This window comes from Burkholderia sp. Bp9140, from assembly GCF_003853425.1.
Classification (GTDB): domain Bacteria; phylum Pseudomonadota; class Gammaproteobacteria; order Burkholderiales; family Burkholderiaceae; genus Burkholderia.
The window spans coordinates 27,559-40,573 of record NZ_QTPQ01000003.1 but is presented as its reverse complement, the minus strand read 5'-3'; the positions used below and the strand labels follow the sequence as shown (position 1 = coordinate 40,573).

General features: G+C 64.1%; 9 protein-coding genes. 5 read left to right on the top strand and 4 right to left on the bottom strand.

What is annotated here, in order from left to right; translation table 11 throughout:
* Nucleotides 1-188: 188 nt before the first annotated feature.
* On the bottom strand, nt 189-1,307 hold the full coding sequence (locus tag DIE21_RS03395; RefSeq protein ID WP_124496031.1) for a helix-turn-helix transcriptional regulator: 1,119 nt from the start codon (nt 1,305-1,307) through the stop codon (nt 189-191).
* A 239-nt stretch (nt 1,308-1,546) separates the two neighbouring features.
* Here DIE21_RS03395 and DIE21_RS03390 point away from each other — a divergent pair, with 239 nt between their 5' ends.
* A complete protein-coding gene (locus DIE21_RS03390) occupies nt 1,547-3,631 on the top strand; it encodes a hypothetical protein (RefSeq protein WP_124496029.1) in 2,085 nt (694 codons plus the stop codon).
* Nucleotides 3,632-3,705: 74 nt separating this feature from the next.
* Here DIE21_RS03390 and DIE21_RS03385 read toward each other — a convergent pair whose 3' ends face one another.
* Nucleotides 3,706-4,386: a response regulator transcription factor gene (locus DIE21_RS03385; protein WP_124496027.1), complete on the bottom strand. Its 681-nt coding sequence runs from the start codon at nt 4,384-4,386 to the stop codon at nt 3,706-3,708.
* On the opposite strand from DIE21_RS03385, the gene DIE21_RS03380 reads away from it, so the two are divergent.
* The 3 genes from DIE21_RS03380 (at nt 4,352) to DIE21_RS03370 (ending at nt 9,558) form a co-directional block, all read left to right on the top strand.
* The gene (locus DIE21_RS03380; RefSeq protein ID WP_260432274.1) at nt 4,352-6,295 is read left to right on the top strand and encodes a hybrid sensor histidine kinase/response regulator; all 1,944 of its coding nucleotides are present in this window, start codon (nt 4,352-4,354) and stop codon (nt 6,293-6,295) included. The two genes, DIE21_RS03385 and DIE21_RS03380, sit on opposite strands and share 35 nt — an antisense overlap.
* Nucleotides 6,296-6,750: 455 nt before the next feature.
* Nucleotides 6,751-7,632 carry a sterol desaturase family protein gene (locus tag DIE21_RS03375; RefSeq protein ID WP_124496025.1) on the top strand — a complete coding sequence of 294 codons (882 nt, stop codon included), beginning with the start codon at nt 6,751-6,753 and terminating at the stop codon, nt 7,630-7,632.
* A gap of 9 nt (nt 7,633-7,641) precedes the next feature.
* On the top strand, nt 7,642-9,558 hold the full coding sequence (locus DIE21_RS03370; protein ID WP_124496023.1) for a serine hydrolase: 1,917 nt from the start codon (nt 7,642-7,644) through the stop codon (nt 9,556-9,558).
* Between the two features lie 72 nt (nt 9,559-9,630).
* Here DIE21_RS03370 and DIE21_RS03365 read toward each other — a convergent pair whose 3' ends face one another.
* A complete protein-coding gene (locus DIE21_RS03365; RefSeq protein ID WP_124496021.1) occupies nt 9,631-10,272 on the bottom strand; it encodes an ankyrin repeat domain-containing protein in 642 nt (213 codons plus the stop codon).
* 89 nt (nt 10,273-10,361) lie between these two features.
* Entirely contained in the window at nt 10,362-11,864 is a 1,503-nt protein-coding gene (locus DIE21_RS03360; RefSeq protein ID WP_409364615.1) for a catalase, read from the bottom strand.
* A 643-nt stretch (nt 11,865-12,507) separates the two neighbouring features.
* On the opposite strand from DIE21_RS03360, the gene DIE21_RS03355 reads away from it, so the two are divergent.
* Nucleotides 12,508-13,011, top strand: coding sequence for an inclusion body family protein (locus DIE21_RS03355; protein ID WP_124496017.1), 504 nt, complete (start codon nt 12,508-12,510; stop codon nt 13,009-13,011).
* The last annotated feature ends 4 nt before the right edge of the window (nt 13,012-13,015 follow it).

The following is a 13,015-nucleotide window of genomic DNA, read 5'->3' as shown; positions in this document are numbered from 1 at the left end:
TGGGGGCCAGCCCCACGAATGATTTTTTCCAAACAGGGGAACGTGCCTTTCCGCCCGCATTGCGGCGTCGTTCGTCGTTGCAATAGCTACGGCTATTGCGCCTCCTTTCTCCTTGCACTGCGGGCGGAAAGGCACGTTCGCAAGCCCGTTATTAGCGTGAACAGGCCCTAGCCCGCAACATCGGCGGGTCAGCCTTCGCGCTTGCGCTGCGGGAGCACCCAGAGCATGCGTCCAACGGCCTCGGCCTGATTCCGCGAATGTGTCTTCTCGTAGATCGCGCGCAACTGGGTGCGAATGGTCGTGAGCGCTACGCCGGTATTCGCCGCGCATTCGTCCGGCGTCTTGCCGCAGAGCAGCGCTTCCGCGACGGCTGCTTCGGCGCTCGACAAGCCGAACGCCTGTCGCAACTGTTGCGCGACGACGAGCGGGGCGGTGCTGCGTTGCCTGACCGTGACCAGCATCGTCGCGTCGCCGAAGGTCGCCTGCAGCGCTTGCCCCGACAGTGGCGCGATGCCGAGAAAGATTTCGTGCGCGTCGCTCAGGGTGCCGGACAGCGCGAGGCTCTCGCTCTTTCGGGTCTTCGCGACGCGGGACAGCGCGGCCTTCAGCGCATCGTTCTGCGGCGCGCCCGCGGCGCTCAGGTGCCCGTGTTCGAGCTTGAGGCAGGCGGTCGCGCGCAGCATCGCTTCGGCCGCACCGTTGACGAATACGACGCGCGAATGCCGGTCCAGCGCGAAGACGGACAAGCCCAGTTCCTCCATCAGTTCGGCACCGAGCATGGCGTCGCGATGCAGGATGCGCGCGTCCTGCCACAGGTTGATCGAGCGTTGCAGATGTCCCGCCATGCCTGCCAGCGTGGCGCGTTCGTCGGACGAATAGGGCGGTCGGCCGTGGGCGCGTAGTAACCCGAGCAGAATGTCGTCGCTGCCCGGACGCGCGAGGCGCACCCCCATCAGATAGCGAATGCCCGACGGAATCTGGTAGTCCTGGAAGAACTCGCTGCGCTCGACGTCGCGGTCGGTCAGGTGATCCTGACAGCACACGAATTCGCCGAGCGGGGCACTCTCGACAAAGCCGCGGCGCGGGTCGAGCGCGCCATAGTACTGGTCGTAGAGTGCGACGACGCCGTCCAGCTCCGCGCGCGGCGAGTAGATCGAGAACTTCGGCGCGTTGCGTGCGGTATCCCAGCTGAACATGTGAAAAACGTTTGCGCCAAGCGCTTCGGATACCTGATGGAATGTCTCGAGAAAACCGTCAGGCTGCATCGCGGCCTCATAGAGGTCCCCGATAAGTTGGTCCCGTAGCATGCACACCCCCGCCGAATCGTGGTCTTCGTATATGGCGTTTTTGTCTGATGATATTTATTTTGAATGCCGAATTTTTTTCAGGCTAACACAGGTCGATTGCATTCAGGGTCGCATTGTTTTGCGATTTTCATTCACCTGAATGATGATCGAAGAAAACGCCTTTGCGAGAATCCCCGACAACAGCGTGCATGCGCGGTGCGTAGCGCACCTGACAACCAGAAGACTCTCGGGGAAAAGCAATGAAACTCAAACCTGTCATGTCCGGTATTGCAGCGCTCGTGCTGTCGGCTTGTGGAGGCGGAGGCAGTTCGTCCTCGTCGCCGCCCGAACCTGCCGCGCAGACGGTCAGCGGTGTCGCGGCGGCCGGCGCGGCGATGCAGGCCGCGACCGTGAAGCTGGTCGACGCGACCGGCAAATCAGTCGACTGTCCGGCCGACGCCGCGACCGGTGCGTTTCATTGCACCGTGACCGGCTTGACCGCGCCCTTCGCGTTGTCCGCGTATGGCAACGTCGCCGATTCGCAAGCCACCCTGATCGCGCTCAGCGCCACCGGCGGCACGCAGACGATCAACATCACGCCGATCACGAACGCGATCGCCGCGACGATCGTCGGCGACAACCCGACGAAGCTGCTGGGCGACACGGGGTTGCTGCAGAGCAAGGTCACGGCGCAGGCCGTTGCGGGCACGGTGCAGGCGTATTCCGCCGTGCTGGCCGACCTGCTGGCCGCGACCGGCAATACGGGCGTCGACCTGATTTCCGGTCCGTTGACCGCGGGTGCGCCGGGGCTCGACCGGCTGCTTGATCAGGTGAAGATCAGCGTGTTGCCGAATGGCGGTGTCCAGATCAGTTCGGTGGCAGGGGCGTCCAGCGATACGCCCGTGCAACTCGAGCTCGCGCCGGGCGTCGCGCCGCAGGCCAGCGACAAGGCCAGCCTGCCGGCCGTCGCGACCATCAACGGCGCGGCGGTGTCGAACCTGCCGAGCGCCAGCGATCTGGCTGGACTGCAGAGCGCCCTCAACCAGTGCTTTGCCGGCTCGACCGGTGCTTCGCGCACGGGTGGCAAGGTGTCGGCGTGCGGGCTGCTCTTCGTCGATGACGTCGCGGCGGGCGCGTTGAACACCGGCGTGCCCGCTGCCTATCTCAACAACGGCATGTCGGTCGATCAGGAGTTCGGCGCGCCGGCCGGCGGCGGCACGCCGGGCATCGTCGCCGACGATGCGATGAACAACGCAAGCTTCAGCGTGCCGGAGGTGATCCGCGTCGTCGCCAGCGATACGATGTGGGTGAAGCTTGCATGGACGCGCACCGACGGTATTCGCGACGGCATGCAGCAGCATGTGCAGCTCGCCGTCCGGGCGGGCAGCCTCGCGAGCGGCGATACCGGCTGGCGCGTGGTCGGCAATCAACGCGCGGTGCTGAGCAAGGTGAACGCGAACGCGCAGAAGTGGGACTGGCTGAATGCGGCCAATCCGTCGACGGGCACGAACGCGTTCGTCGATTCGCTCAACTTGCAGGTAGGAACCGTCGATGCGGCGGGCACCGCGGTGGACTTCGCGATCGTCAACGGCCCGGGGTTGCGCAATGGCGTGTTCCTGCAGCCGTCGAGCGGCACCTGCGACACGCTGAATATCCGTGCACAGATTGCGAGCGGGCAGACGCCGGCCCAGCTTGCCGCGCTGGCGAAGAATGCGCAGTGCCGCAACAATTTCCGCCTGGCGGGCGTCGCGCAGGATCCGGCCAACCAGGGCCTGTTTTCGTGGCCGGGCGATGCGCCGCGCAACAATACCGCCTGGGCGAAGCCGCAGTTGAGCGCCGCCGAGCTCGCCGACATCAAGCCGTTCAGCGCCTACACGATCGACGTTTACCAGAACGGCAACACCGCGGCGCCGGCCAGGCACTATACGGTCCGGCTGCGCACGCCGTCGCCGTTGCCTGATGCGTTGCGCCAGTACGCGTGGCACGACGTCGCGCAGTCGACCCGCGACGCGCTGACGCCGGGCACCGCAAGCACGTTTGCGGGCGGCACGACGTTCCGGTTGAGCTGGACGTCGAAAGCGGGGCTGCCGTTCGTCAAGCGCGGCAACGTGCAGATTCGCGCAACCGCGGCAGGGCAGCCGTCGCCGGTGTTCGTCAACGGCTCCGCGCGAGCGTTGCCGGCGCAGCCGGGCGCCGCGGTCACGCTCGACGTGCCGGGCGATCAAGGCGTGGCGTTCCCGGCGGTGGCCGGCTGGACGGGGAGCACCGACTTCTCGTTCATGAACCTGAACTGGACGGACACGGTCGACACGCTCTTCACCGAATCGCTCGAATACGACCGGTAACGGGCGGCTGGCCGGGTACGGCCGGCGAACGATTGGCCGGCGGAACGGTTCGCTGTTCCGCCGGCGCGTTGTTGTCACGGCGCGGGCGAGAGCGCACGAATCACACCTTCCTCCGCGCCGACATCGTCGGAGAGCGGCAGCACGGTCATGCCGTCGCGCAGCGCATACGCGATCACTTCGGCGACGTTGTGCAACGACAGTTTCGACATCAGGTTCTGTCGATGCTTGCGTACCGTCAGCACGCTGAGATTCAGCTTGATGGCGATCTCCTTGCTCGAGTGTCCATTGGCAATCAGCACAAGGATTTCCTTCTCTCGCGCGGTCACCGGTGGCACGGCGCTACCGCCGGTGTTCTCGAGGACATGGGCTAGCGAATCGCTGACATAGCGGATACCCGACAGCACCAGCGAGACCGCACGCATTAGTTCGTCGCCATCTTCGTGTTTGAGCATGTATCCGTCGACGCCGATCGCCACGGCCGCCCGGACCGTGGCCGGATTCTGGCTGCCCGTGACCACCAGGATTCGGGTCTGCGGCGATTGCGCCTTGATTCGTTTCGCGAGGTCGATGCCGGGGACGCCGGGTAGATCGAGGTCGAGCAGCAGCAAATCGGCCTGCGTGTCGCGCACCAGCTGATCGACCATTCGGCCGTCACCGGTTTCCCCGACGACGGTCCAGTTCGCTCGCGTCTTCAGCAACAACTTCAGCCCGTCGCGAATAATGGCGTGGTCTTCGGCAAGCACGATTTTTTTCATTTTTCTTTCGCCTTCTCCCGGGGCACCCGGAAGCTCATTCCTTTGCGACAATACGATGCAACCCCGTTGCGACGGGTCACGCGGCGGGCAAGATCGACGCCCGACCCGTCCAACGTCGAATCCGCTACGCGATTTTGAAATGGCAACAAGGATAGCGCAAGAATATCGTGCCCATGTGCAGCTGGAGCTGGTCAATACGCTGTACCGACAGTCTCCGCCGATCCTGTTCGGCAACATCGCCGTGGTCAGCCTGACCACCTTTCTGTTGTGGAACGAAGTGTCGCGGCACGCGCTGCTCGCGTGGGCCGCGGCGATCTGCGTGCTGACCGCCATCCGCACGGTCATGGTCTGGCGGGATCGCCGCGCAGGCGAGCATCCTGCCGGGACGGCCACGCGCCGCGCCCGGAAATACATGCTGTTCGCGGGCATGTCCGGCTGCCTGTGGGGCGCCATGGGCGTGCTGTTCTTTTCGCCGGACAACACGATCGTGACGGCGCTCATCTGCATCGTGCTGGCCGGCATGACCGGCGGCTCGGTGGCGTCGCTCTCGTCGTGGTGGCCGACCTACGTGGCTTACGCATTGCCGACGGTGCTGCCGTTCGCGATCCGGTCGTTCATGTACGGCAGTGCGCTGTTTTCGGTGCTGGGCTTTCTGTCGCTCTTCCTGCTCGCGGTCAATCTCGCGTTCAGCCGGACGCTGCAGCGTACCGTGCGCGATGCCGTATCGCTACGCTTCGAGAACGTCGACCTGATCCGGCAACTGACGCAGGAGAAGGAGCGCGCCGAACTCGCCAATCGCAGCAAATCGCAATTCCTCGCCGCCGCCAGCCACGACCTGCGTCAGCCGACGCATGCGCTCGGCCTCTACATCGCGACGCTGCGCGCGATGGCACGCGCGCCGAGCGTCGACGGAACCGCGCTCGACGACATCGCCGAACGGCTTCGGACCGCGTTGAAAGGCATGTCGCAATTGCTGAACGTGCTGCTGGACATTTCCCGGCTCGACGCGGGCGTGATCGACGTCGAGCCGCGCCGCTTTCCGCTGCAGCAGGAACTCGATGCGCTGGACAACCAGTTTCGTCAGGCCGCGCAGGCCAAGGGATTGACGCTCCGGATCCGGCCGACCGCGATCTGGCTGGAAACCGATGCGGTGCTGCTGCACACGATCCTGTCGAACGTGTTGTCGAATGCCGTGCGCTATACCCGGAGCGGAGGCATCCTGCTGGCCTGCCGGCGGCGCGGCAACGACGTCGAGATCCAGGTCTTCGACACCGGTATCGGCATCGAGGCCGATCAACTGCCGAACATCTTCCGGGAGTTTTACCAGATCGGCAATGCGGCGCGCGATCGGGAGCAGGGGCTGGGCCTCGGGCTGGCCATCGTGCAGCGCACGGCGGCGCTGATCCATGCGAGCGTCCAGGTGCATTCGACAGCGGGCCGCGGCTCGCTGTTCTCGGTGCGGCTGGCCATGGCCGAACCGGTGCGGTCGCGCGACGCCGATGCGAATCGGCCGGGCAAGGGCGCGGACATCGGGCGCGGGCGGACGCGCAGAACCATCCTGGTCGTCGACGACGATCGCGACGTGCTGGCCGGCATGCAGACGCTGCTCCAGACCTGGGGGCATGCCGTGATCGCCGCGCCATCGCTGGAGCGCGCGATCGAGCTTGCCGCCTCCCGTCGCACGGAACTGGACATGATCGTGACGGACTTCAGGCTGGCGGGGCACGTGACCGGCGCCGATGTCGTCCACGGTGTGTTTCGTGTCATCGAACGCGAGATACCGGCCATCATCATCACCGGCGATACGTCGCCCGAGGGCATCCATGCCGCTTCGTCGAGCGGCTTCAGCGTGATGCACAAGCCGCTCGACCCGCAGGAAATGCAGACCTTGATCGATGCGTCGGCGTGATGGCGTGATGGCATCGTGCCCGTTTGCGCCGACACGCGAATGCGACGCGTTCGCGACGGCAGCCGGTGCGGCGACGACTGCACTACTGCATATGCGGTATTTCCCAAACGAAACGGGTGCAGTACCTTCGCACCTGCTGGCAATCGTAAAAGAACAGTTGCGCGGGGTATCGAAGAAAGCCTGGACAGCCGGGGAGACCAACCCACGGTTCGGGCCGCACGTCCGATCGAATCGGCACGGCGCCGGCACGGCCTGACATCGCGGAAAAACCGATCGGTCACAATGCGGCCGATCCTTTTCCGGGCGTCGTCCTTTCTGAAAGCATCGCGACAGGGTGCCGTGCCTGCACCCTGAATCGCGCTCACCTTGCGCATGAGCCGACCGGCTTCTCGCGGTCGAATTCCTGAACGGTCATGGCGTGGCCTCGTCGCCCGCCGGCCTGGAGCGCAACGGTTATGCAAAATCTGCCCAATATCATGGTGGCCGCGTTCCCGGCCTTCGCGGTGCTGATCGCGGTGGAAATCGGTCTCGCGGCGGTGCTCGGCCGGTCGCTGTACCGGACCCGCGACACGCTGGCGAATCTCGCGCTCGCGATTGGCGCGTTCGTCGCCAGCGTGCTGACCGGCGGACTCGTGCTGGCGGTGCTGAGCTGGGTGTACGCGCACCGGATCTTCACGATTCCGACGAACGTCTGGTGGGCGTGGGTGCTGTGCTTCTTCGCTGACGATTTCAGCTACTACTGGTTCCACCGCCTGAGTCACGAGGTGCGTTGGTTCTGGGCGTCGCATTCGGTCCACCATTCGTCGGAGCGATACAACCTGTCGGTATCGCTGCGCCAGACGTGGACGGGCACGATCACAGGAGCGTTCCTGTTCTGGGCGTGGATGCCTTGGGTCGGGTTCCATCCGAAGATGATCCTGTTCATGCAGTCCGTGAGCCTGATCTACCAGTTCTGGATCCACACCGAAGCGATCGGCAAGATGCCGCGCTGGTTCGAGGCGCTGCTGAACACGCCGTCGCAGCATCGCGTCCATCACGGCAGCGATTTCGACTATCTGGATACCAACTACGCTGGCACCACGATGATCTGGGACCGGCTGTTCCGGTCGTACACGCCCGAGCGATTCACGCCGCACTACGGGCTGACGTCGAGTATCGGCACCGACAATCCGTTCAGGATCGCGTTCTACGAGTGGCGCAACATCGCGCGCGATCTCGCGAAGGCGGACAGCGTGCACACCGCGATCCAATACCTGATCCGGCCGCCGGGCTGGAGCCCCGACGGCAGTTCCCTGACGACGCGCGATGCGCGGCGTGCCGCACAGCAGGTTTCCTGAGAAGGCGATATGGCCCATACACGCGACCCACACGAACGGCGCCACGACGCGGCGCCCTCCAGCGCCGGCCGCCGGCAATTCCTCGAATACGCGGGCGCGGGGTTGTTGTCCGCGGTGCTCCCCGGATGCGGCGGCGCGGACACGATCCAGCAGCCGACCTATGGCGCGACCATCGCGGCGGGGCGGCAAACGATCCAGGCCGCGCTCGACGCACAGCCGCAGAACCTTGCCGGCATCTCGGTGGCGTTGCTCAAGGGCAATCAGGTGGTGTGGGCGCAGGCGTTCGGGAATGCCGCGGTCAACCCGGCGGTGGCTGCCACACCGACGACGCGCTACAACATCGGCTCGGTCACCAAGGTGATCGCGGCGCTGGCCGGCGTGATCCTGCAGGATCGCGGGCTGATCGACCTCGACGCGCCGATCGTCCGGTACGTGCCGTCGTTTTCGATGTTGTCGCCGCAGTACGCGCAGATCACGTCGCGTCATTTGCTGTCGCACGCGTCGGGGTTGCCCGGCCAGAACGTCGACGACATGTTCGGGTATGCGCCGATTCCGGGCTATGCGGCGGCCGCGCAGAAGGTGCTCGCCAACGAGCATCTGAATCATCCGCCGGGCCAGTTCGCGGTGTACTGCAACGACGGCTTCACGCTATTCGAACAGGTGGTCGCGGCAGTCACGGGACTGAGCTTCACCGATTTCGTTCAGCGCAACATCCTCGCGCCGCTGAACATGACGAACTCCGGCTTTCTGACCAGCGTGCCGACGCGCGGCCAATTCGCGCTGGCGTACGCGAACGGCACGCAGTACGGACAGGAATTCGCGAATCCGTACGCCACGGGCGGCCTGTCGACGACGCCGCTCGACATGATGAACCTCGCGCAACTGTTCATCGGCAACGGCCTGTTCCAGGGGCAGCAGATCGCGTCGGCGGCGGGGATCGCCGACATGCTGACGGACCAGACCAACCGGTGGCTGATCAAGTCGACCCAACTCGGTTATTCGTATGCGTATGGTCTCGGCTGGGACGACGTCGACGATCCGGTCCTGCGCGCTGCCGGCGCGGCGGGGGCGTACAAGAGCGGCGGCACGCAGTTCTTTTCGAGTCATTTCTACGTGCTGCCGGCCGCGCAAATGGCGCTGATGATCACCGGCAACACGGGCTATGACGCGGGCAGCATCGCGCCCGCGATCCTGCTGCAGGCATTGCGGGAGGACGGCAGCATCGCCGGCGCCCCCGCAAGGGTGAATGTCGGCGCGCCGGCGGCGGCTTCGTCGCCGGACGTGTCCGCGGTCAGCGGCATCTACGGCAACGAATCGGTTCCGATGAAGGTGGCCGTGAACGCGGACGGCACCCTGGCGTTGACGAAATGGAACGGCACGACGTGGACGGACGTCGGCCCGAGTACCGCGCCGTACGTGTACCGCAGCGACGGCTGGTGGTGGAGTGACGGCGATACCGTGTCGTACCGGTTCGATATCCTGCCCGGCACCGACGACGCGGGCAACGCGGTGAGCAACCGGTATCTGACCAAGCGTGTCGTCGACGGCTCCGGCTATGTGTTCCGCGTCACGCCGTACGCGCAGCAACTGCAGGCGTTGCCGGCGCTCGACGCCGCATGGCAGGCGCGCGTGAACACGTCGTGGAACGTGATCAACGAATCGGCGCAGTCGGTGTTCTCTGGCGGCAAGCTGCGCGTCTCGCTCGGCAGTCTCGACGCGCTGCCGGGCTATGTCGTGTTCGCCTACAGCACCGACGGTGGCGTCCACACCAGCTACCAGCTGTTGAAGCCGCTGGCCGACGACCGCTGCGGGATGACCGTCAGGATTCCGGTCATGCCCGGCCGCGATCTGTTCGAAATCAGCATGACGAACGTGAACGACGTCGAGACGATGGCAGCTTCCGGATGGCTGTGCCAGCGAGCGTGAGAACCAGGGGGACGGGCGCGATGAGCGACGATCGAGCCGGCTAACCTTGAAGGCAACGTCAAGATCAGGCGCTTACGGCCTCGATCGCAACGTCACATCGGCATTCGGTGTCGCGCCAACCTTTTCGAGCGCCGCCACCGCCGCATCGTTACCTTGCAGGATGGCGTTCTGCAGCGCGGTGCGGCCGAGCGCGTCGACGTGATCCGGGTTCGCACCATGTGCGACGAGCACCGGCAGCATGTCGAGGCGGCCGAACAGCGCGGCGAACGACAGTGCCGTTTCGCCGGCGTGATTGGTCTGGTCGATCGGGCAGTGCGTATCGGCCAGCCGCTTCGCGATCGCAGTCTCGCCCTTGAACAGCGCCCCCATCAGTGCCGTGTTGCCGTGACGGTCGCCGATGCACGGGTCTGCGCCGTTGCGCAGCAGATAGTCGAGCGTGGCAGGCTGGTCGCGGTAGGCTGCGAGGATGACGGCGGTATAGCCTTCGCGCGTCGTCGCGTCGATCGGATAACGCGCGTCGACGAGCGACTGCAGGATGTCGATGCGGCCGACGCGCGCGGCGGCAAACCACGCATCGTCGTAGCGGCGCAGGTCGGTGTGCGCGTCGGGGCGAGGAACGGCCGCGGGCGGCGCAGTCTGCGCGCAGGCCGCGAGCACGGCGGCACCCGCGATCGCGAGCGTGCGGGAGAGGGCGGTTCGGAGTCGGTTCTTCATCAGCGATGCGCGCCGCGCGTGGCCGCGCGGCGCAATCAGGTAGGTCAGGGCGCGAAGGCCGCGCTTGCAGCCTTCGCGAGATTGCCCGATCAGTTCTCGACGAGCGTGTCGGCGAGCGATTTCACGCGGGACAGGTCGGCGTGCGTCGCGCGCGCCAGGCGCGTGCCGTAATCCGAATCGGCCCTGTAGAAGTACGACAGCATCGCGTACTTGTTCGCGTCGTTCGTCACGTGGTTCAGGTCGCCCGACAGCGCGGTCACCAGGTCCTGCCGTTCCTGCGCGGGCAGCATGCGGTAATACTCGCCCGCTTGCCGGAAGTTCAGCGTCTTGTGGATGGCGGCCTGCTGCGTCGTGCCGGACAGCGGCGTCGCCACCGACTTGTAGCGCGGGTTCTGCGCGAGTTCGTTCAGTGTCGACGGCTCGTAGTTCACTTCACCCTTGCGGTCGCCGAAGTTCATCGCGCCGTCCTGGTTGTTGTTCGTGACGGCCACGCGGGGACGGTTGATCGGCAACTGGTTGAAGTTCGCGCCGAGGCGATACATCTGCGTATCCGCGTACGAGAACATCCGGCCCTGCAGCATCCGGTCTTCCGACGGCTCGATGCCCGGCACCATCCGCGACGGGGCAAACGCGGATTCCTCGGTCGACTCGAAGTAGTTGTCCGGCACGCGGTTCAGCGTGAGCGTGCCGACCTTGCGTTCGGGAACGCCGGCCCACACCTTCGTATCGTCGAGCGGGTTGAAATCGAACGCGTCGAGTTCGGACGGCTTCAACACCTGAATGTAGAGATCCCACTTCGGCGCGTTGCCGGCCTTCAGCGCGCCATACAGATCGTTCGTCATCAGGTTCCAGTCGGCGCCGATCGAACCCGCGATGTCCTTCGGGCGCAGCCCGTGCATCCCTTGCTGGCTCTTCCAGTGGAACTTCACGTACGTGAAGTTGCCGTCGGCGTTGACGAACTTGAACGCGTGCACGCCGTAGCCGTCCATGTGCCGGTACGAATCGGGCATGCCTTCGGTCGTATACAGCCGCGTCAGCATGCTGGTCGCCTCCGGCGCATGCGCGAAGAAGTCGAACGCGAGGTTCGGGTCTTGTACGCCCGTGACGGCGCTCGGCTTGTTCGCATGAACGAAGTCAGGGAACTTGATTGCGTCGCGGATGAAGAAGATCGGCAGGTTGATCCCGACCAGATCCCAGTTGCCTTGTTCCGTATAGAACTTCACTGCGAAACCGCGCGGGTCGCGCGCCTGCTCGGGCGAGCCGCGATAACCCATCACGGTCGAGAAGCGTACGAACACGGGCGTCTTCGTGCCGGGCGTGAAGACCTTGGCCGTCGTCAGGTCGCTGATGTCGGCGCTCGGCACGAATTCACCGAACGCGCCTGTGCCGCGGGCATGCACGACACGCTCGGGGATGCGTTCGCGATCGAAGCGCTGGAGTTTTTCGATGAGATGCGAGTCCTGCAGGAGCGTCGGCCCGTTCGGTCCGGCCGTCTGGGAATTCTGGTTGTCGCCGACGGGCGAGCCGTTGTCGCGCGTCAGCTCGGCGGCATGCGAGGAAGAGGCCAGTGCGACGCAGGCCGCGGCAATCATGCTCTGCAAAAAACGATTCGCGGGGTAGGACATATCGATGAGGTTCCTTGGCTGAGGGGGAATGCCGACGAAATTTAATCTTGCCGGCATGGGGCAGGCCAATTGAATCTCACTAATTCCGTGATAGGTCGACGTATATCTGCGCGAATATTTCGGTTGACTGAACTATTCTCTGACGCCTGGCCAGGCGGTCATGGGGATCGGGATTCTTGATCTGTTGCCGGCACCGGTCTTGAACGTCCGCACCCGGCGTTTGCACGGTCAGACTCTGGGTGTTTGGGTGCGGATTTCGTTTCAATTACGCCTGATGGAGCGAAAGTTGAAATAATGTCGCCATTCCAGACGGCACTCCGGTTCGGCTCGGCAGCGATTTTTCATTCAAACGAATGGATTTATTTTTCTGAAAATTGAGATAAATATTGATTCAATTTGAGGTATTGTTTTCTGGATTTAAAATTAATGAAGTCAAGCGATTGGCTGTCAGGGTTTACAGGTTTATTCGATTAACCATTCTGTGTAGATTCAAATCGCGGGACAACTTGAGGGCTCAAGTTTCCATGCGAATCGTCAACCGCTCGGTGATCGAAGGTCGTTTGGAAAAGTCCGCGCAATGGCAGGCCCATTTATTTCAATTGGAGCGTCTATGTCACGCGTTACCGATGTGCTCGTCTCGATCGATACCGAAACAATTCTCCAGAAATATCCGAACCCCAGCCGGGATCCGAAAAATCCGACGCTGATCGACTGGAAGCACGTGTACATGGTCACGAACCAGGACAATGTGGTTTCCGGGCAGGCAGGCGGCGAACTCGATCTGAAAGCGCAGGTCGGCGACCTGATCCGCTGGCGCGAAACGAGTCTGTCGCTGGGCTTCGAGAAGCAGGTGATCTTCTATGGCTTCATCGCCAATCAGGGCAAGGACCTGATTTCGACGCCGACGCCGCGCAAGGCCACCGCATCGATCCCGATTCCGAACCCGAGTTCGCCGTCGACGCCGACCTGCCAGAAGGTCGACAACTACTACTGGTCATCGGAAACGCTGTCGGAAGGGCGCGTCACCTACCACTTCTACTTCCAGATCATCGACCGCAATTGCCAGTCGCTGGGTTGCTATCAGTGGGATCCGTTCATCTCGATCCACAACTGATCGC